At 51.6% G+C, this 21,167-nt stretch carries 19 protein-coding genes; 7 read left to right on the top strand and 12 right to left on the bottom strand.

Annotated elements, in window-relative coordinates; genetic code table 11:
* Positions 1-422: 422 nt before the first annotated feature.
* From JMI88_RS31420 to JMI88_RS31405, 4 genes are all read left to right on the top strand, one after another.
* Complete coding sequence (locus JMI88_RS31420) at positions 423-1,079, top strand: TetR/AcrR family transcriptional regulator (protein WP_201365999.1); 657 nt, start codon at positions 423-425, stop codon at positions 1,077-1,079.
* A 542-nt stretch (positions 1,080-1,621) separates the two neighbouring features.
* Positions 1,622-2,215 carry a class I SAM-dependent methyltransferase gene (locus JMI88_RS31415; RefSeq protein ID WP_201365998.1) on the top strand — a complete coding sequence of 198 codons (594 nt, stop codon included), beginning with the start codon at positions 1,622-1,624 and terminating at the stop codon, positions 2,213-2,215.
* A gap of 162 nt (positions 2,216-2,377) precedes the next feature.
* Positions 2,378-2,647: a DUF2277 domain-containing protein gene (locus JMI88_RS31410; RefSeq protein WP_201365997.1), complete on the top strand. Its 270-nt coding sequence runs from the start codon at positions 2,378-2,380 to the stop codon at positions 2,645-2,647.
* A gap of 219 nt (positions 2,648-2,866) precedes the next feature.
* Complete coding sequence (locus JMI88_RS31405) at positions 2,867-3,736, top strand: NmrA family NAD(P)-binding protein (RefSeq protein ID WP_201366079.1); 870 nt, start codon at positions 2,867-2,869, stop codon at positions 3,734-3,736.
* 89 nt (positions 3,737-3,825) lie between these two features.
* On the opposite strand, the gene JMI88_RS31400 is transcribed toward JMI88_RS31405, so the two are convergent.
* The 4 genes from JMI88_RS31400 to JMI88_RS31385 form a co-directional block, all read right to left on the bottom strand.
* A complete protein-coding gene (locus JMI88_RS31400; RefSeq protein ID WP_201365996.1) occupies positions 3,826-4,227 on the bottom strand; it encodes an ankyrin repeat domain-containing protein in 402 nt (133 codons plus the stop codon).
* A 163-nt stretch (positions 4,228-4,390) separates the two neighbouring features.
* Positions 4,391-5,332 carry an LLM class flavin-dependent oxidoreductase gene (locus tag JMI88_RS31395; RefSeq protein ID WP_201365995.1) on the bottom strand — a complete coding sequence of 314 codons (942 nt, stop codon included), beginning with the start codon at positions 5,330-5,332 and terminating at the stop codon, positions 4,391-4,393.
* 428 nt (positions 5,333-5,760) lie between these two features.
* Complete coding sequence (locus JMI88_RS31390) at positions 5,761-7,050, bottom strand: MFS transporter (RefSeq protein ID WP_201365994.1); 1,290 nt, start codon at positions 7,048-7,050, stop codon at positions 5,761-5,763.
* A 257-nt stretch (positions 7,051-7,307) separates the two neighbouring features.
* Positions 7,308-7,787 carry a DoxX family protein gene (locus JMI88_RS31385; protein WP_201365993.1) on the bottom strand — a complete coding sequence of 160 codons (480 nt, stop codon included), beginning with the start codon at positions 7,785-7,787 and terminating at the stop codon, positions 7,308-7,310.
* A 168-nt stretch (positions 7,788-7,955) separates the two neighbouring features.
* Here JMI88_RS31385 and JMI88_RS31380 point away from each other — a divergent pair, with 168 nt between their 5' ends.
* Positions 7,956-8,414, top strand: coding sequence for a winged helix-turn-helix transcriptional regulator (locus JMI88_RS31380; RefSeq protein ID WP_201365992.1), 459 nt, complete (start codon positions 7,956-7,958; stop codon positions 8,412-8,414).
* A gap of 374 nt (positions 8,415-8,788) precedes the next feature.
* On the opposite strand, the gene JMI88_RS31375 is transcribed toward JMI88_RS31380, so the two are convergent.
* The 8 genes from JMI88_RS31375 to JMI88_RS31340 all read right to left on the bottom strand — a co-directional run bounded on the left by JMI88_RS31375 (position 8,789) and on the right by JMI88_RS31340 (position 18,938).
* Positions 8,789-9,682, bottom strand: coding sequence for a carbohydrate ABC transporter permease (locus tag JMI88_RS31375; RefSeq protein ID WP_201365991.1), 894 nt, complete (start codon positions 9,680-9,682; stop codon positions 8,789-8,791).
* A 45-nt stretch (positions 9,683-9,727) separates the two neighbouring features.
* A complete protein-coding gene (locus tag JMI88_RS31370) occupies positions 9,728-10,651 on the bottom strand; it encodes a carbohydrate ABC transporter permease (protein WP_236023134.1) in 924 nt (307 codons plus the stop codon).
* A 121-nt stretch (positions 10,652-10,772) separates the two neighbouring features.
* Positions 10,773-12,134 (bottom strand): ABC transporter substrate-binding protein, encoded by a 1,362-nt coding sequence (locus tag JMI88_RS31365; RefSeq protein WP_201365990.1) that lies wholly within the window; start codon positions 12,132-12,134, stop codon positions 10,773-10,775.
* Between the two features lie 727 nt (positions 12,135-12,861).
* Entirely contained in the window at positions 12,862-14,697 is a 1,836-nt protein-coding gene (locus JMI88_RS31360) for an alpha-galactosidase D (protein WP_201365989.1), read from the bottom strand.
* A gap of 199 nt (positions 14,698-14,896) precedes the next feature.
* On the bottom strand, positions 14,897-16,108 hold the full coding sequence (locus JMI88_RS31355) for an ROK family protein (protein WP_201365988.1): 1,212 nt from the start codon (positions 16,106-16,108) through the stop codon (positions 14,897-14,899).
* A gap of 184 nt (positions 16,109-16,292) precedes the next feature.
* On the bottom strand, positions 16,293-16,877 hold the full coding sequence (locus tag JMI88_RS31350) for an O-methyltransferase (RefSeq protein ID WP_236023133.1): 585 nt from the start codon (positions 16,875-16,877) through the stop codon (positions 16,293-16,295).
* A 108-nt stretch (positions 16,878-16,985) separates the two neighbouring features.
* Positions 16,986-18,269 (bottom strand): glycosyltransferase, encoded by a 1,284-nt coding sequence (locus JMI88_RS31345; protein ID WP_201365987.1) that lies wholly within the window; start codon positions 18,267-18,269, stop codon positions 16,986-16,988.
* A 24-nt stretch (positions 18,270-18,293) separates the two neighbouring features.
* Entirely contained in the window at positions 18,294-18,938 is a 645-nt protein-coding gene (locus tag JMI88_RS31340) for a TetR/AcrR family transcriptional regulator (protein ID WP_201365986.1), read from the bottom strand.
* Positions 18,939-19,275: 337 nt separating this feature from the next.
* On the opposite strand from JMI88_RS31340, the gene JMI88_RS31335 reads away from it, so the two are divergent.
* Both JMI88_RS31335 and JMI88_RS31330 read left to right on the top strand, forming a co-directional pair.
* The gene (locus tag JMI88_RS31335) at positions 19,276-20,103 is read left to right on the top strand and encodes a MerR family transcriptional regulator (protein WP_201365985.1); all 828 of its coding nucleotides are present in this window, start codon (positions 19,276-19,278) and stop codon (positions 20,101-20,103) included.
* Positions 20,104-20,295: 192 nt separating this feature from the next.
* Positions 20,296-21,162: an SDR family oxidoreductase gene (locus JMI88_RS31330; protein ID WP_201365984.1), complete on the top strand. Its 867-nt coding sequence runs from the start codon at positions 20,296-20,298 to the stop codon at positions 21,160-21,162.
* The last annotated feature ends 5 nt before the right edge of the window (positions 21,163-21,167 follow it).

Genomic DNA, 21,167 nt, shown 5'->3' with positions numbered 1-21,167 from the left:
CCACATTGTTCTCTGTTGAATCCCTTCCTTAAATATTGTATAAGAAATCAGCCGAATCTTCTACTGCTCCTGCAATTTGTGATGGCGGTCGTAATATGTTGGGAATCAGAGCGCCCCTGCTGCACCAACCATGAAAGGACATCCCGATCACGGGAGGCGCGCAAACCCATGCACTGTACATGCGGATGCTACAGGAATCTGACACTTTCTTATTCATTGGTGCAAATTGTGCTCAGCACAATTTGCACCAATGAATAAGAAACCTTTTTGAGCGCTGTAAGCGCGTAGCGTCAGGGGCCGAAGGCGCGAACCGTCTTGTTTTCAGACACTTTTTAAAATTCACCAATCAAAGGGTTATTGTATAATATGATAAATGGGTCATATGTCATATTATTTAAGCTCGTAGAGCTAGAGGACAGATAATGAGCAGAGGCAATGAAACTGAGAATTCTTTGATGCCCGTTACCGCGCGTGGAGAAGCCACGCGACGCAAGATTCTGGATGCCGCCGAAGAGGTTTTTGGCGAGCTAGGGTACTACGAAGCCAGCATCTCAGAAATCACCAGGCGTGCAGGTGTAGCTCAGGGCACTTACTATATCTATTTTCACAGCAAGCGTACCATCTTCGAAGAACTGGTCAGAGATATCGGCGAACGCCTGCGGGCGGAAATGCGCGCCGCCATCGCGAATGCTCCCAATCGTATCGAGATTGAGCGCCGTGGCTTCCAGGCTTTCTTCAAGTTTGTTGCCAGGCACCGACGCATCTATAGTATTGTCCAGGAAGCGGAGCGTGTGGCGCCCGAAGCGTTTTATGCCTACTATCATAAGATCAGCCAGGGCTATATTCGTGGCCTGCAAGAAGCTATGGACAATGGAAGCATTCGCAAACTGGACCCAGAAGCCATCGCCTATACATTGATGGGCATCGGACACTTCATTGCTCTACGCTGGTTAATCTGGCCACCAGAAGGCGGACCAGGAGCGAGCAGCGACGAACTGCCAGAAAGTGTCTTTGACTCGATGATGGAATTTATCTCTAACGGCCTGGCCGCGCATATTTCTCCCAAAAAAGAGCATTAAACCGGTTTTATATGTATTACAGAAAAATAGTAGCAGACCCATAAGAGGATAGATCAGCAAGAATAGAGCTCTTATGTTTTATTATGAATTATACTTTAAGCGTGAACAATTTAATGATATTAGGAATGTTTAGCGGCACATGATGGGAAATTAATGTTGTGGATTGATTGAAAATAACAAGTGGCTGTGCTATGTGGGAGATGTGATGTGATATGCCGATCCCTACTTCTTTCTTTTCGACCATCCAATCGTACGCATTTTTTGTGCGATAAATCTCAGCGATATGGCGCCTACGAACTGCACAAAAAATGCTGCAGGGCGCGCCCCCTATGCCTGGCTTATCCCAATTGCTATAGTGCCAGCAGGCTCATTTTGTGCTGGTCCACTGGAATATTTCATTGGCTAGAGAAGCAGAAATCTCCTTCTCGCAGTAAATTCATGATTGACAGATGAATCAAATAATATTTTTCGCTATATAACCGCGGTGAATGTAATCCGTATATAACGAGAGAAGTGATAATGAACACAAGGAGGCTAGATTCATGACACTGCTAGATGTGGCGTTCGCACATCCACAGGGGCTTGCTGGTCGCCTGGGCGCCATGATTATGGCTCGTTTCACCAAACAGCGTAACCTCTGGACGATCTCACTGCTTGATCTCCAGCCAGGAGATCATATCCTTGAAGTTGGTTTTGGTCCTGGTGTACTGATTCAGGAGCTGGCAACGCGGGTACCTGAAGGATTCATTGCTGGTGTTGATGCTTCACCGCTGATGGTAAAACAAGCGACACGACGCAATAAGGAGTCTATTCAGCGCAAGCATGTTTCCTTGCGAGAAGGCTCGGCGCTCACGCTCCCATTCGAAGATAACTTATTTGACCTTACTCTGTCTGCTAACTCTGTACACATCTGGCCAGATCAACTGACTGGAGTGAAAGAAATGTATCGCGTCCTCAAAAAAGGAGGAAGAATCGCGCTCGTCGTCCAACCTGTCTGGGCCAAAACGGACCAGGAAGTCAAAGACGTTGGAGCGGACCTTTTGACCTGGTTGAGAAATGCCGGTTTTCAGCAAACCAGGCTAGAGTTCAAGACTATGAAACCAATCGCCAGTGTCTGCGCCCTGGGTATCAAGTAGCGTCTGATAGCTGCCAGGTGAGAGGAAGAAGGCGACGATAATATGTTCCGTTTTGATTAACATGTGGAAGAATATATACTCGAGCCTTTCCTTATGCTTCCTTATAAAAGGGAAAGTTGTATTTAAACACCTGGTAGCTCTGACAACAGAAAGGTAGCGTTTATGTGCAGAAATATCAAGCCCCTCTTCAATTTTGAGCCAGCCGTGACTGAGGAAGAGATCCGACTGGCCGCATTGCAATTTGTGCGTAAAGTAAGCGGCTTTAACCAGCCATCGAAAGCCAATGAAGCAGCATTCCTGGTAGCCGTTGAGGAGATAGCCGCCTCCACTCGAACTCTTCTCAACTCGCTTGAAACGAACGCCCCCACGAAGGACCGCGCAGAAGAGGCTGTTAAAGCGCGCGCGCGCAACGCCCAAAGGTTTTCACGCTAATAGAGAGCCTTGCGAATCTTATCTCATCCCAAAGTTTTAGATGGAGTACAGGAAAGCCTTAGTTCTAAAGTACAGGAAGATAACTGGTCTTTCAGACAAGGCGAGATACCTGTCGATGCATTACACTCTTTCTGATATAAGCACTGAACTTCCGCATATATTTAAGAGCATAGAGCCGGAATGACGCGAAAGGATAGCATGAGATGAGTACGGGGTGAAATAGCATTTTTAGATAAAAAAGGCCTTGTTCTGGTTACCGGAGCGACCGGTAATGTTGGCCGATGCGTGGTGTCCCAGTTACTAAAGATGGGCGTTCCTGTGCGTGCGCTGGTGCGCAATCCCGACACTGCTGACCTGCCGAGTGGGGTTGAAGTTGTGCGCGGCGACCTGTCGGTGCCAGATACTCTGAATGAGGGTCTGGAGGGGGTTGAGGCTGTGTTTCTGGTGTGGCCGGCGCTGCCGATCAGCTTCGCTCCGGCCGTGCTTGGTGTGCTCAAGCAGCACGCGCCTCGCATCGTATATCTCTCATCAATGGGCATACGCGAGGGCCTGGCACAGCAGGCCGATCCGATTAATGATTTTCACGCCAACATCGAGCGGCTGATCGAGCAGTCTGGTCTGGCGTGGACCTTTCTACGTGTCAGCGGATTCGCCACCAACACATTAGGCTGGGCACAGCAGATCCGATCCGATGGTGTTGTGCGCTGGCCCTATGGGACGGCAGCCAGGTCGCTGATTCATGAGCAAGATATTGCAACTGTGGCAGTGCGCGTGTTGACCAGCGACAGACATAATGGAGCGAAGTATGTGCTGACCGGACCACAGGCGCTGACCCAGGTTGAGCAGGTGCACGCTATCAGTCAAGCAATCGGACGTCCATTGCGCTACGAAGAAATCTCGCCGGAGATCGTGCGTCAGCAGATGCTGACCCAGATGCCGCCCGCAATGGTGGATGGCATGCTCAATGCCTGGGCCGGATTTGTAACGGAACCGGAGCCAGTTTCGCGTACAGTAGAAGAGATTATGGGAAGGCCAGCGCACACGTACAGCGAATGGGCGATCGACCACGCCAGCGCATTCCGTGTCTAGAACTTTTTAAGCATCTTTTTGAGGTTAACCCGCTTTAGTTGTGCGCTGAGAGTTGCGAGTTAACCTCAAAATGGCCTGGTAACCAGATATTAGATGGCTTCCTGTGTTTGAAGCAATTTCACAATGAAGGATGCTTCTTCGCCGCCTGCTTTTGCATGATCAAGCAACGAAATTCCATGCGGCCCGCGCAAATGGCGGGCATGTGGAAATGCCTGGAGGATAGCCTGAACAATTTCTACCTGTCCGAGCATCGCGGCGGCAAAGATATCTATCCTGGCGCCTTTTTCAAGCAGATAGTGGGCAATATCTTTTCTGCCCATATGAGCGGCGGCCCCCAGGGCTGTTTCCCAATCACCTCCACCCCAGTCCCAGGCGGCATTTATGAGCGTTGGCTCTTGCTCCAAAAGTGCGGCGACTCGCTCAGCATTTCCATGAGCATTGGCAACAAACTCATTGACAAGAGTTGGATCGAGGGCGGCTTTGTTCTCCATGAGCCTTCTCCTTTAATATATGTTATACAGTGTGCAATCTCAGGATGAGTATGCCACAAAAAAGGATGATGCGCTTCTCCAAAATCACTTTAAGAGGTTGCGGCGAGCAAGTGCAGATATTCTTCTATTTCACGAGCAGGCCGCAGAAACGACAGTGTAGAGGCTAGAGGCTGGCAAGAATTTCCAGAATAGTTCTATAGTCGCGTGAAGGATCGTGTGGATTGATGGTTGTGATAATCTCATCGGCTCCGGCCTCGTGCAGGGCATAGAGGCGCTGGCGAATAGTATCCTCATCCCCATACAGGAAGAGTTCATGAATCAATTCATCGCTGAGCGTGCCATCGGCCTTGAGTGGATAGCCTGCCTCCATGAACATATGGCGATAGGTGGGGAAAGACGAGTAGACTGAGAAAGCCGCCTGGGCGATTTTGCTCACGATGGTGAAGTCCTTCGTAAGGACAATTGGTGCGCTAACGATCAGAGGTGGTCGCGGACGATTCGCCAGGCGCGCGCCCTCCTCCATATTGGGAATCGCGACAGAGCGCACGTAAGATGGAGGGGACCAGATCAGCATGGCGCCATCCGCAACCTCACCTGCGAGGCGCAACATATTTTTGCGCAAGGCCGCGATCACAATGGGGATGCATGGAGGCGTGACCATAGGTGGAAGTTCCGCATGGACCTGGTAATATTCTCCATCGAGGTCAATGCGACCCTCCCACAACATCCCTCGCAGCACGGCGATATATTCTTTCATATGACCGATGGGTCTGGCGAACTTGAGTCCGTACGTTCCTTCAATGGCAGGTTGATGGCTGGCGCCTATGCCCAGGCGGAAACGTTGAGGAGCGAGCTCACCCGTCACCAAAGCTTGATTGGCGCGGGCCAAAGGATGGCAGGGATAGGTAATGGAGATACCCGTGCCCAGTCCTATACTGCTTGTCTGGACCGCCGCAGCCGTCACGATACTGAAGCCATCGGGACCCACTGGCCAGGATGGTACCCAGGCCATTGGAATTCCAGCCTGCTCTGCCTGTTTGATTCCCTGCAACACTTTCTGGGAGGTAGGAGGAAAAATAACTACGCCAACTGGAAATGTCGTCATATTTTATGAGCACCCTTTCTCGTTGTCCCCATAAGTATACCTTATTACCCGTATATGCTGCCTGTAGATGCCCCCTTGCGAGCAATACATTTCATTGAGACGACAATTAAGAAGAGAATGCAACACGACAAGAGAAAATCCGTGGGCGCGGGCCTCAGCGCCCGCTTGCTGCCCGCCGCAGCGTGGCGGCCCTGTGTCCCTACGACTCGGCTCCGCTCTTCACTATCACGTCGCCGCACGCGGTGCCCAAAAGCGGACCTTCCTTTTGGGCACCGCGTGGGCAGAGGTGTGATGTCACAAGGGGCTAAGCGGCAAGGACACAGGGCCCCACAAACGGTGGGGCAAATCGACCGCAAGAGTCGAACCTACGATGAATGTATTGGCCCTTGCAGGCGCTTGTGCGTGATGGAACGAGGCAAGCCTCTAACCTACCTTTGCGGGTTTTTTAACAGGATAGAGGCGACCGCGACCAATGCCAGTGACAGAATGACACCGATGGCGAAGGTTATCTGTGGTGTAATCCAATGTCCGACCAGGGCCTGAGCTATCGGACCGAGCATCACAGCTGCTGAGATGGCCGAACCGCGTATACCCATCAATTGGCCGCGATTTCTCTCATTCGAGACACCCAGGTAGATGCCGCCTAGCGCTGGCCCGGCGAGAGCGCTGCCCAGTCCTGCCAATGCTGCCCCTACCAGTAAGAGTGGATAGAGGGGAGCGGCAAACATGAATATATTGAGGGCACCGAAGAGCACGCTACCAATCACGATAAGTGGCTTCTTTGACCACTTCTCTGAGAGGCGCCCCAGGAAGAGTGGTGAAATGGCCATCGCCAGACCAAAGACACTGATAATCATGCCGTATTGCGCTGTACTATAGTGGAGCACCTTCTCAAAGAAGAAGGGGTATTGCGGAAACACGAAGGGATATGTGAAAATCAGACCAAAATCGATCAGCAGGAACGGAGCAACTAGCCAGATCAAGCCAGAAAAGTTCGACTCCTTTGTTTGTGAGCGCTTTGATGTGGACTTTGCCTGTGGCTGCTGCGCCTGGATGCGTTTATGCTTTGGCAGCGTCTCTGGCACCAGAAACACAGCCAGCAGAGAAGCCAGCAACGCAATGCCAGCTGAAAGAAAGAACGGGCCAGTAAATCCCATAACTTGAGAGAGGAAGCCGCCAATTCCGGGGCCCAGCGCAATCCCGGTCGCCTGCGCCGTCGTAATATAGCCGATCCAGCGTCCCTGCCTCTCCAGAGGAATGGTATCGCCGATCATAGCCATAGAAGCAGGCATCAAACCAGCAATCAACATACCCTCAACAAAACGGATGAGGATAAAGAGCAGAGGGATATTGACCGAGGCAAGGAGTATATTAGTAACGATAAATCCGGCCAGGGAAATAAAGAGCACTGGTTTGCGGCCAATGCGACCTGACCAGGTTCCCATGGGAGTACTAAAAAGGAACATGCCCAGACCAAAGGCCCCCTCCATCATCGCCAGGGTTTCGGCTCCCAGCCCCAGGGCCTGTAGGCGCTGAGGGAAGATCGGCATAATGATAGCAAACCCGGTCATCAACAAGGTGATGCAGCCGATTAGAAACATTAGAGCAGTGGTGATCGAGCGTGTTGTTTTGCCAGGAGCCGTTGTAGTGGATTCAGCTCTTACCATATCCATATTCGTTGTGCTGACAACTTCTTGATCCATGAGCGTTGTATGCATGAGGAGTCACCCTTTCCTTGGTGTTCTCGGTGTTTCGTACGTAGCTTGCATTTTGCAAGCCTCTTTTTATCTCTTCCGTTTGCCCTTAATGAAACTGGAAATGTAATGTTAATTGAATATAAAGGTTTGTTGTATCCTTCTATATGTTTCGGTCTCTTACCATGTCGAGAGTTCAGAGTAAGAGATGCTGTCAGGCAGAGGAGGCGCCGCTGCTTGGATTGCCGAAATCTTGAACGGCGCCTCTTCTATCTTCTCACTTACGACGCTTTGCCCGGCTTGCGAAAGAAGCGCCCAAAGAGCGGGTCCGCTATCAAACTGGCCTGGCGGCCATAGACAACGGACAGGCAGAATAGTCCCACCAGTAGCGGCATCAGCGCACCGACGAGGCTTCCACTCAGGACCGTATATCCTGTCGCGCCGATCATGATGATCACTAATCCACAGGCAGCCAATGGTGTCAGGCCGGGCCGAATGCGTAGGAGGGTGGGCAGAATCAGACCGATTGCCCCGGCTACCTCGGCGGTGCCGATGAAGCGCAGAAAGAGTCCGGGTAGAGGTAGTGGCATGAGCGCCGCTAACGTCTCGATCGGCGTGATCAGCTTCATACCTCCTGCGAACAGAAAGATGAGTGCCAGCAACCCCTGAATGACCCAGAGGGTAGAGGCTATCAGTAGTCCCCCGCTTTTTGAGATAGTGCCGCTAGCGTTCTTCTGTTGACTGCTTACTACTTGACTCATGTCTCTTCTCCTTCTCTTATGCGTATGGTTAGCAGATATTACTTGCAATTTGCAAGTGTAGATGCTATACTATTCTCACGGCCCGAAGTAAAACCGGAAATGTAAACAAGCTTTTTTCAATGCATTTTCCACTAAGTACTGATCCCCAAGCAGTAGAATGAAACAAATATGAAGCACAAACGCCAGAGGCGCTCAGATTGCCCCATCAACTATGCCTTAGAAACAATTGGCGACCCATGGTCGCTCCTGATCATCCGTGATATCGTCTACTTCGGGAAGAAAACCTATGGAGAGTTCTTAGCGTCTGAAGAGAGGATCGCAACCAACATTCTGGCCGACCGCCTGGCCTTGTTAGAGCAAAAGGGTATCCTGGAGAAAAGACCATCTGACTCAGATAAGCGAAAAGAGACGTTCATCCTGACCGAAAAAGGGCTTGACCTGATTCCGATCCTGGTAGAAATGGCTGGTTGGAGCGCTGTGCATGATCCCCAAACCGGGGCGCCGGCCGCCTGGATTGCACTCATGAATGCCGACAAAGAAAAGATGATTCGACTGATACGCCAGACGGTGCAAGATGGACGCGCTGTTTTTACTGGCCCTGACAGCCTGGTCAGCCAATTCCTATAGCTAGCTACTATGCGGTAACCCGCAAAAATATTGAGCTCAAGCATGTGTTTCGTGCCTTCGGCCCCTGACTGTACGCGCCTTCGGCGCTCAAAAAGTTGTATATAGTGTTGCCAGGCGTGCGCGGTGCGCACGCCTGGCAACACTATATACAAAAGCCTGGGGGCGTCAGAAGCTATGGAAAGCGGGGATGCAAGGGGCGGCCGAGCCCCTTGACTGGGGGACCGGGGGCTGTGCCCCGACTCTTCCTTTCCCCAGCCGCCCGAAGGGCGGCATCAAGGGGTCTCAGGGGCAATGCCCCTGAAAAACCTACACCTGTAGGGGCGTCAGCGCCCCCGGGCTGGCAAGCCATAGTATCAAATAGGTGACGACTCCACCTATTTGATACTACCAACCGTAACGCCCTTAATGAAAAAGCGCTGGCTAAATAGGAACAGAATGATCAGCGGCAGCACCGTAAGAAATGAAGCCGCCATCAGCAGGTTGAACTGGATATCGTGAGTCGAGCGAAAAACCTGCAGGCCGATCGCCAGCGTACGTTTCATGTCATCCTGTAGATAGATCAATGGTCCCATAAAGTCATTCCAGGCGCTGATACCTGAGAAGAGAGCCACGGCCGCCAGCGCGGGACGCGACAGTGGTAGAATGACATTCCACATAATCTGCAACTCAGTAGCCCCATCCATGCGTGATGCTTCAATCAGTTCTTTCGGAATCTGCAGCAGAAACTGGCGCAGCATAAAAATGAAGAAGGCACCGGCAAAGAAGTGAGGCACGACCAGCGGTAGAATCGTATTGATCCAATGCAAGCGGGCAAACAGATCAAATTGCGGCACAATGGCGATCGGGAAAGGAATAAACATGGTCGCCAGCACGATATAGAAGACCTTATCGCGTCCCGGCCATTCAATACACGCAAAGCCATAGGCTACTACCAGATTGGCTAGCACCGAACCAATGATAGTCAGGACGGTAATAAGTACAGTGTTGCCAAAGTAGATGCCAAAGGGAATCGTACTTACTGCCAGCCCAAAATTTTCGAAGTGCAATGCTGTCGGAAAAAATTTGGGTGGGAACTGTGCCAGATCAGTCGTCGACTTAAGCGCAGTACTCAACATCCAATAAAACGGCACAATATAGATGAGGCACATAATGATCAGGAAAAGACGCGGGCCGGTCGTTTGCGTGATACGCTGCATTGTGGCACGCCGACGATAGCGCGTCATTTCACTTGTCTCTACATCTTTTTTATCCATGACCTGGGTACTCATAGCTGTATCCTCCCGATGATGATGTTGTTCTAACTTATCCTGCACTTAGCCAACCAGTTCGTAGTTCACAAAGCGTTGTGACACAGTAAAGAGTACGCCAGCCAGGGCCAGACCAATGATAAAGAGAACCAGAGAGAGAGCACAGGCGTAGCCCAATTGAGCGTAGGCGAAGGCATTGCGGTAGAGATAGAGCAGGTAGAACAAGGTGCCATTATTAGGACCACCATTGGTCATAATATAGGCTTGCTGGAAAATTTGCAGACCACCGCTGAGGGCAGTAATCAAATTGAACAGGATGATCGGCGACAACAGAGGAAGCGTGATCGAGAAAAAGCGGCGGAAGGTCCCGGCGCCATCAATCCTCGCAGCATCATAGAGCGTATCGGGTATGCCCCGCAGGCCGGCCAGGAAGATCAGAGCCGCATTGCCTGCTCCCAACTGAGCAAGGGCAATAATCACATTCTTCGCTCCCGTCGGATCGCCCAGGAAGTTCTGGGTGGGTGCCCCAAACAAGGAGAAAATAAAATTGACAATGCCGTATTGAGGATTGACCAGCACAATAAAGATGAAGGCCATCGCAAAAGCCGGCAAGATCGAGGGTAGGTAGAGGATCGCGCGATAGATACCCACCTCGCGCACATCACGATTCATGGCAACCGCCAGCAAGATAGCCACCACAATACCCACAGGAACAGCCCAGAGGACATAGTAAAGCGTATTACCCAAAGACAGCCAGAAGAGGCTATCCCCAAACAGGCGCGTATAATTCTGGAATCCCAGCCAGACTGGATCCTTGAAGCCCGAGTAGCGTGCAAAGCTTAGCACGATAGAGTAGATCATCGGATAGAGAACAAAGATCACCAGGCCGAGAATCCAGGGGCTGATAAAGAGCAGGCCCTTCGTAAGATTAACACGATCTCGTCGAGTAAGTTTCGGCGCAGATTTCGGAGAAGACTTTACTGCTAACACAACACTGTCTCCTTATGTGTAAGGACGCAGGAAGCGCGTACCTCCAGCATTACAACGTCATCGTTTATCGACAAAGCAAGCAAAGCAGTGACTAGCGGGTTCATGGTGTAAGCCAGTCAGTTTATTTGTAAGGGTTACTCCAGCCTTCCAGTTTAAATGGGCAATACTGCTGCATTTGTGGCTGTACTCGATTATAGAATTCCTGCAAGGCCTCTTTGGGAGTGGCAGTATTGAAGTCCACCTTATCCTGAACTGAACCGAGTTCGTCGCTGATCTGACCACCGACCGGCAATGGCGGGCGACTGACCGAGAACGAGAGGATATTGGCAAAGAACGTATGCCCTGGATCGAAGAGTTGCTTCTCATCTAGCAGAGATTTCCAGGTTGGTAGATGGCTGGTTTCTTTTGTATAGATACGCTGGCCATCAGGACCGGCCATAAAGCGCATAAAACGATAGCCACCATCCGCATTATGAGCGCCCGTCGGAATCGCCAGCGCAAAGCCGCCCGACCACGTAAATGGTGTCGTGCGATCATCAGGAACCGGCATATACGTCACGCCATAATCCAGTTTCGGCACATATTGCTTAATGCTTGCGAGATCCCAGTCGCCATCGATTTTGAAGGCCAGATGGTTAGTGTAGAAGGGATTCTGCGAAGGAAGGGCGTTGGCGGGCTGATACGTTGCAGTGAAGGTACTGATCTTCTGATAATCCAATGCCTGTGACCAGTCATGGTACATATTAAATGTATTCAGCATAGCTGGTTCTAGCGCGGTCAACTGGCAGGTATTGTTATCGAAGAACTGAGCTCCATAATCAAGCGCCCACGTGGTATGGAAAGCCTGGCCAGACCAGGGAATAAAACCTACGCGATCATAATTACCTTGCGCGTCCTTATGGTTGACCTTAAATGCAAGCTCCTTCAACTTGCTCAACTTGATTGGTCCATTCTTTGGATCAAGAATAGAAGGATCGATGCCAGCTTCGCGCAAAACTGTTTTGTTATAGTACAGCGCGCGAGCATCGGTATCCATCGGAAGAGCATAAGGATGATTTTGAAAGAGAGTTTCGGACCAGGCGAAAGGAACATATTGCTTAGAAATATCCTGGCTCTCTTTACTCGTATAAGGATATAAATCGCTTAAAAGGCCAAGGGCAGCCTGTTGTCCAACCGTAAAGCGGTCAATTAAATAAACATCAGGACCCACTCCACCACGGACAGAAGTGATAAGAGCGGTTGAATCACCCGTGCCCGTAGTTGGCTCAGGCACGACACGAACATGGAGGTCGGGATTCGCCTTGTTGAAGGCATCGGCAATGTCGCGTTGGGCTTTTATCCCGATATCGTCGGTGATACTGGTCCAAAAGACCACCTCTTTTGGACCGCCCGTGCTATTGCCACAGGCCCCAAGAATGATCGAGAGCAGAAATAAAAAGAGCAAAAGAAAACGTGGTTTACGTAGCCAATGCTGTATACTCATGTAGGGCTCCTCACATTGAGCTCTGAATAGCCTAGACCTCTAAAAGTCTATACCACTCATGACAGTGCTCAAACAACGTTGTTTTCCAATGTAGCTGTACAACAAACGATCATTATTGTACTAAGCATGAACATACCCACTGAATCGACGCTTGCTTATAGAAAAGTATAACATAATATGGCTGTAATAATCACTATTTTGCTGTGTATAAAATGTCTTTTTGATTAGAAAAATAGTGTGAGATTAGTAAATCAAAATAGATAGTAGAGCTAAATAATGTACTTCAGTAGCAGAGTTTGAAGAAAGGACCGATACGCTCGTTATGACCATGGGAAGCGTATCGGTCCTTTACGGACGAGCGCATGCGCTCCCAGGTTCTGTCTTTGTTGTGGTGAAGCCCACCTGTCCTGCACCATGACAAAGATATTTTGATCAGGATGATTAAAAATTATACATATATATTGTGATCGAAAATAGAATAAAAAAACATACTTAAATATCCAAAGACGAATTATAAAATGGAAATTAATGAGCTGCAAAATGTAGGGAAGACAAAAAGTCTCCGTGATGGAGATGCCATTGTTCGTGGACATGGGGGGGAGGGTCAGGCAGCGATGGATAAAGCAGGAAAAGCTCCACACATCCCGTTCGTCTAAATAAAAACAAGCGCAAAGATCGATCTTTGCGCTTGTTCTCGCCCTTTTTTAGCCGGGGAGTGTCAAAATGATCAGACTGTAATCCGATCAAGGTCGGGCGCGTAACCTTCGTTATTATAGAATTTGATAGTATTGGTTCCGGAGTTTAGTTGGATCGAGACCTGCATGGCCTGGACCTGGTTCCAGTTATTATTGCTGAGCCCATGGAAGTCCAACAGCACGCCTGATCCTCCATTGACACTGATATACATTGACCGCTGGCTATCACCGTCCGTGTAATACATGGTCATGGTGTAGATGCCAGCTTTCTTTTTAGTGATGGTGTTAAACTGGACGCTGCCGCCGGCACCCAGATTGCCCACTTTCTCGCTTCCAGAACAGGTGGAACAAACGACAATCTGAGCATTGCCACCGAGCGTATTATTGGTTGGGGATTCAGCCTCGTAGGACACAGCTTTGTCGCCGTAGAAAGGTGGGACAGGATGTGAGCGATGTGGGTCCAGTTTCACGGTCAGCAGGCGGGAACCATGCGCAGGCAAGTTGGCGCTATAACTATCGGTTGCCTGTCCTAGATCGCTATGCTGCCAGACATCACGTACACTCGCTGTACCTGCGAAGCCAAGATCCTGCCAGTTTGCTTTGACCGTAGCGGCCGTATTGTCCAGATTGAAGAGCGCGACCGTATAGGAGCCATCGCTGTTTTTGGCATACCAGACCTGCTGGTTGCTGGATTGAGCCACTGGCCTGGCCGGGTGACCAGCCTGATCGATGGCGATCACTTCATCGTTGGTGAGCAGAGAAAGACCGTAATCGTCTAACTTTGTCAGATCGTCACCGGTATACAGAGGAGCCGCCTCGATGGCCCACAGCGTCATGTAAGTCTGGCGCTCATCGTTGTTCAACCCATCCATGCTGCCGCTACCCACGTCCAGCGAATCCAGATTGTTCCATCCTCCCTGTCCAGCATCATTAATCCAGGGAACCACATCGGTGAAGCGTTGCTTGACAGAGTTATTCCAGGTCACCAGAGTATTGCAGTAGCATTCCACATCGGTGTCGATGCGCCAGCCATTGCTATAGGTTTTCCAGTAGTCGGCATAGTTATGATCCAGCGACCAGGAGACGACAAACTGGATTGGTCGTCCGGTCTGAATTAAGGCCTGGGACCAGGCTTTGACGTCGCCCCGATTGTCAGAGGTAGCAGGATTATTGATGAAGGAGCCAGGGGTAACGCCATCCAACTTCATGAAGTCAACGCCCCAACTGGCAAACTCATTGGCAATAGAATTGATATAGGCCTGCGCGCACGGCTTCGAGTAATCAATCGCATAGGCACCCAGCCAGCCATTGGTCTTCTTTAGTGGCTGCACAGCGATATCTTGCGCATGACAGCTGGTGCCATAGATCGGATAATTGTTATTATAGACCGCAAAATCCAATCCCGCGCCATAGTAGATACCCACCTTCAAGCCCAGCTGATGTATGTAGCTGGCCACACTGGCCATACCATCCGGGAAGCGAGCAGGAAATGGAATCGGGCGCCCATAGACATCAAACGTTGGATTCCAGTTATAGTCCATCCACCAGCCAGCATCGATATTGACATACTGATAACCGTGGGACTGCAATTTCGCATGCATGGCGTCCGCCTGAGCTTTGACGTTGGCCGCATTGAGCCAGTTGGTGCCATAGCCCGCGTATTTGGTTGATTCCAGACTCCAACTGCTCCAGCCCATATAAGGCGTCTGGGCCAGGCCATTGGAGGCTGCTGGTTCGTTGCTTTTAGCCTCGGCTGTAGATGTGGCGCTAAGATAAGTGCCCAGGCTCAGGACAACCAGTATAAGAAGGAAAAATATACGAGAAGCATGAAAGGTGACAGAACGAGGAAACTTCCAGTGTTGAAACATACCATGACCTCCTTGTATGGTGTCTCTTGAAAACAGATAATAGTGTCCGATGGAACGACCATCAAACTCTCTATAGCTCCCTGGCAGAAAAGAACGTATGCCATCCTTTTTTGCGTCCGACAAGCAGGCACTGATGACCTGTCATCGGGTAATATTCACTACCTGATCAGATGTTTGAAGCACAGACGGGATGCGTTACCTACACGTTCACCTGTGCTGGTGACAGAAAGAAGTGCCGCAGCACGAGGGTACCAGCTCCCTGTGCCCAGCGCGTGTTGGTCACTGGCGTAATCACCAATGGCAGGTCATCACCCAGGCGAGAAAAAATATGCCTGTGCATGGTCACGCGCATCGACGCAAAAAGAACATCATTCGGATGCACATGGGCACCGGTCAGGATAATACACTCGGGATTAAAGACATTGACCATTGAGGCCAGGGCTGTTCCTAAGTGTTGTCCTGCCTGTATTAACAGGTTACCCAGTAACTCGTTCCCCTCACGGGCAGCGGTCCGGATCTCGTCGAGCGAAAGATTGGCTGGTAACCGCGCGTCATCCGGTAAGGTCTGGCAGAGCTCACGATAGCTGGCGATGATACCATGATCCGCAACATATGCCTCCAGACAGCCCAGATTGCCGCATTCACAACGTCGGCCACCTGGCACACAGGGAATATGCCCGAATTCGCCGCCCCAGCCGCGTGAACCTCTATAGAGATCATCATTGAGAATCATGGCCATACCCACGCCGCGTCCCAGGGTGATAACCAGAAAATCACGATATGGCTTGCCGTGGCCAAAGAGTTTCTCATAACTCCCCAGACAATTGACGACATTATCAAGATAGACTGGCATCTGCAGCGCCTGAGAAAGTGGAGAACTGATGGCCAGATCATGCCAGTTGTGAATCCAGTTATCCACACTGCTGCCTGTCTGGGCATTAACGTTCCCCGGAAAACCACAGCCAAGCCCCAGGATCTTTTCGCGAGGTACCTGGCATTCCTTCAGGAATGCCTCCACTTTTTCCGTGATCACCTGAACCACATTCACGGCAGAGTCATGCAATTGTGCCTGCCAGCAAGAGCTCTGGACAATCTCTCCCAGCAGATTGAGAAGCACCACCGCGATTTCATCGTTCTCTACCAGACTGAGCCCAAGCACATAGGCTCCGCTGGGGTGGACGCGCAATAATCCTGCTTTGCGCCCCAGGTTTGAATCAGCAACTCCCTGCTCCATAATGAACTCTTGCTTCAGCAGATCAGTAGCAATACTGACCACTGTGCCAGTGCTCAGGCCTGAGAGTTGCACGAGTTGTGTCCGTGACACCGGGGCGTGAGTACGAATCAGATTCAGCAGCGTGCTCTGATTCATGCTACGCATGAGATTGCGATCAACGGAGACGACTTTGCCCACGCGACTCCTCCACATTGTTGAATTAATTCAGATAGTGACTGAATTAATTATAATGATAAAATTTCTATGCGTCAATGCTTTATAATCCCTCAGTAAACAAAAAAATTTTTGCCAAAAGAAAAGCGGCGAAGACGCATATATTGCGTTTCTCCGCTTGCGCCACCTGGGGACTTGCAGATTTTCACTACCCCTGGCGATAGGCGAGGCTGAGTCCCTTGCCTACAGGCAAAACCATGTGCTCAAATTTGGGGAGTTGTTGCACCGTTGCCAGATAAGCAGCGATTTCCTCCGGGTGAGAGCGCGCATTGTCGGCCAGTACCAGCACATCCGGAGTAAGTTTGGGCAGCAGAAGTTTAAGCTGCGCAGGTGCGCTGAAGCGGTCCGCATCGAAAAAGACAAAATCGAAAGGACCTGTTAGTTCCGCGACGATGCTGGTGGCATCTCCCTGTACCAACTGCACCACTTCGCGCAGGCCAGCCCGGCGCAGATTGGCATCGGCCAGGCGGTGCTTCTCCTCTTCGCGATCTATGCTTACAACGCTTCCGCCTGTGCTATGGGCCGCCCAGGCCAGCCAGATCGTGCTATAGCCATTGGAGGTACCAATCTCCAGCAAGCGGGTCCGCTTGCCGCTACGCACCAGTACGCTGAGCAGTTGAGCGGTTTCCGGTTCCAGGTTTAGCCTCTTCTTGCGGCGCTCTTGCTCCTGCGCATCGTTGCGCTGTCCCTCCTCATACAATTCAGCGAGTAGTGTTTGCAATTCCTGATCCATGATCAACCATCCTTCCTTGATAATCTATCAGCACAATCGTTGCTGATTAGGTACATTGTGCTATATATAAGTCTGTTACCAATACTTTTTACTATAACCGGAGCCCTATCAATGTCGAGGTAAATCGGAGGCAAGCTCCGAACTTATGAGATTTCGTATGATGTGGGTGGCGTTGCCTACTCCATCTTCGGCTCGGATGCGAGCGCCCAGATCGGCAGCACGGGCGCTCATGGCCTGATCCGAAATGGTGGTGGTGATCGCTGCAGCCAGGTTCTCGGCTGTAAGGTGCTGACGCGGAATAGGTTTTGCCGCAACGCCCAGGCGATAGACACGTTCCCCCCAGAAGGGTTGATCGGCGAAGAAAGGCACTACAATGTTCGGGACACCGGCGCGCAATCCCGCCGCCGTCGTGCCGCTGCCCCCATGATGGACCACGGCAGCCATGCGAGGAAAGAGCCAATCGTGCGGCGCTTCCTCTAGTTTAAAGACGTTGTCGGGCAGGTCTGAGTTACTTAATCCTCCCCAGCCGGTGGCGATGATACCTCGTTGATCCGAACGCGCTAAGGCGTTCAGAATAATATTGGTGGTCTCTTCCGCCTTGCGGCTCGCCATGCTTCCAAATCCGATGTAGACGGGTGGTGGTCCGGCCGCCAGAAAGTCTAGCAGGTCAGCAGGCGGTTGCCAGGTTGATGGAGCATCCAGGAACCAGTAGCCAGTGACGTGTACCCAATCAGGCCAGTCCGCGGGACGGGGCAGGATCAGCGGGCTGTAGCCGAGCAGTACAGGCTGGTGCTGCTTGTAGAGCCAGGAGATCGATCCCCAGACAGGAATCGGTGGTAGGCCAAGCTCGTGCCGGATCGGTTGCATGGTTGAGCGCATCAATTGCCAGATGCCCATGTTGACGAGCCTGTGGGTCAGCAGATTGCCAACGCTACCCAGCGAGCGCGAGAAGCCGGTTGGATATGGAAAGGCCCGCGTCGGCAGTATCGGTTGTAGCGGCACCAGCATGGCTGGTATATTGAGCGCTTCGGCGACGTACGAGCCGGCAAAGCAGAGGACTGAATATAACAGGAGGTGCGCGCCGGGTAGCACACGCTCGGCAGCGCGTGTCATAGCCACCTGATTTTTTTTGCTCTCGGCGAACAATCTGCGCACAAAGCGCACCGCGTTTCCACCGGTTTCGAGGAGCCGCAGCCCCTCCTCGCTCTCCACTATTGCGCGCGGATCGCCGCTGAGCGCGGCAAATTCGAGGCCATATTGCTCAATCATGGGCGCGAAGATGCTGTGTGTGAGCATGCAGACCTGGTAGCCTGCTCGCTGTAAACCCAGTCCCAGCGCAATATAAGGTTGTACATCACCACGCGAACCCGACGTCATAACCACAATACGCATTGCTGATGACCTTCTTTCTGTTGTTTAGCGCATAGCTTGTTGTATGGCAGATTCTGCATCCGGTGGCAGCATACCCCTGATCTGCAGTTCGAACAGCGACCGCAGTTGGCCCAGCGAAGCCGAGTTCATAACCAGAAAACTGCCCAGCCAGGCTGTCACGGCCGCGAAGTAGATAGCGAAAAAGCTGCCCGCCGCCTGGTGAGGATCAACATCCTGACGGATCTCGCCGCGCTCCTGTGCTCGCTGGACGATCTGGATCAGCCGTCGTATAAGTTCCTCGTTCTGCTTGGTGACCTGCTGATGCTGCCTGCGTTCACCCTCGTGGAAGAGCAACTCTTTCAAGAAGTGGCGCGCATTCTCAGGGTGACGTCCATACAGTTCGAAGAAGGGACCGAAGATATGCAGGAGAATATCTGGCAGTGGCCGATCCTCAGGAACCGTCGCAAAGGTCTCATCTATCAGGTCACCGAAGACATCAGCATAGAGCAGAATCAAGAGTTCTGCTTTATCCTGTACATATAGGAAAAGGGTGCCCGTCGCGATCTGTGCCTCCTCGGCGATCTCACGGGTCGTGGTCGCTGCATATCCTTTGCGCTCAAACAGCGTTCTGGCTGCCTGCTTGATCTGCTCAAAAGTGCGCTGTTTATTCTGTTCACGTAAACGACTCATATGGTATTTAAACGCCTCCGTAATGAATATTACCTTTTGGGGATTTTCATTCCAATTGTTGCATCTCATAGTCCAGTGTCTCTGGCAGGCCCTGCTCCAGCCTGACAAGAATGATCATATTCATAATATGAGTACGGTCATTAATTGACTGTGGTCATATTATAGCACGAGATGTAAGAGGGAGAATGTGGAGGATACAATATGTGGCGCGTGGTTTATAGCGTGAGTGACATTTTTCACATCGCACCCCTCTTGACTTTCACCCTACCTGAACGTTGTATGCTGATGACAAGAGCTGTTCACCTATCTGTAAACAATCAGGAAGAGATGAGATGAAATGTTAAAGATTCGCGATTTTGCCAGACTGGCCGAGGTGTCGATGACCACCCTGCGTTACTACGACGAGATCGGACTGCTCAAGCCGGTCCATGTCGATCCTGAGACTGGCTATCGGTTCTATACGATGGATCAGTTGCCGCACCTGCATCGCATTCTGGCATTCAAAGAGCTTGGACTGGGACTCACACAGATCGCCGAGCTTCTGGACGAAAGTATTTCTCCTGATGCATTGCAGGGGATGCTGCGACTCAGACAGGCACAACTCCAGCAGCGTATCCAGGCTGAACAGGAGCAGCTCGTACGCATCGAAGCACGTCTACGATCCCTTGAGCAGGGCAGTTGTATGCCGGACTATGAGGTTGTACTCAAAGCGGTCAAACCGATCACAGGGGTCTCTCTGCACCTGGCGGCGACCGATCTGGCGTATCAGGCGCACTGGATTGACGCGATCGACGCTATGTTGAAGCGCTATGAGGTCAAGCCCGTCGATCATCTGCTCGTCCTTCATTCTATGCGTGAGGACGAGCAGATCTCAGATTCAGTAGAGATTGTCGCACCTGTTGATTGGCGAGACACCGATACCCTGATCACACGGAGCGAGGGACGGCTGACACGATGCGAGTTGCCAGCATGCTCCCACATGGCCAGTACGCTCCATCATGGATCTCCTTCGCTGGTGATGCCGGCCTATCAAGCATTGGGAACCTGGATGGAAAATAATGCCTACACCATCATTGGGCCACGCCGGAAGATTTGTCTGCGCCGAGGAGCACATCTTGACGATGTGCTCACCGAGATTCAGTTTCCGGTTGAGAAAGTGTCATGAACGAGCGGCGGTCTGATAAATAATCACCAAAAAGGAGAGAAGAGGAAAAAACACCTTCCGTTAACGGATTCAATTGACATATGGTGACTCTCGCTGGCATTGCTGCCAGTTAGGAGAAGAATACATGCTGACAACAGTAATACTTCGCACGAACATAACGATACGTAGATCAAAGAGCAACAGGAGGGTATTATGATTATTGTAACTGGAGCCAACGGCCAGCTTGGTCGGGCAGTGGTGGAGCAACTGCTAGCACGCGTCTCCCCCGAGCAGATCGGCGTGAGCGTCCGAGACACGGAGAAGGCGCAAGGACTTCAGGAGTTGGGTGTCCGCGTCCGCCGGGGGGATTTCGACGACCCCGCGAGCCTTACCTACGCCTTTGAGGGGGCATCGCAGGTTCTCATCGTGTCATGTAACAGCCAGGGTGAGGCGGCGGTCCGTCAGCATCGTACGGCGATCGATATGGCCAGAGAGGCAGGCACCCGCCGCATCCTCTATACAAGCCACATGGGATCGTCCCCGACATCGTTCTTTCCTCCTATGGTTGACCATGCCGCCACTGAGGTGGCACTCAGGGATTCAGGAGTAGCCTTTACGGCGCTCCGCAATGGTTTCTACACGGCGTCGGGACTCATGCTGCTTGGCAACGCCCTTCAGACGGGTGAACTGGTCGCTCCGGAGGATGGACCGGTTGCCTGGACGACCCATGCCGACCTGGCCGAGGTAACGGCTGTGGCTTTGAGTGAGGAGGGCGCCCTCGATGGTGTGACCCCTGATCTTACGGCCTCCGAGGCAATCGACCTGGACGGCATTGCAGCTATTGCCTCGGAGCTGGCACACCACCCTATCCGCCGGATCGTTGTGTCGGACGCTGAGTATCGGGCAGGCCTGGTAGCTCACGGTCTGCCAGAGGAGAGGGCTGATATGTTTCTGGGACTCTTCCGAGCGAGCCGACAAGGCGAATTCAGCCGGATCGACCCGACGCTCGCCCGTCTGATAGGTCGGAAGCCGCGGTCCGTGCGGGATGTTCTGAAGGCGACGATCTCATCAGAGGAGTGATGCTC

It is taken from the genome of Dictyobacter formicarum, from assembly GCF_016587435.1.
Note: the sequence above shows the minus strand (reverse complement) of the source record. Positions and strands in the feature narration are given on the sequence as shown.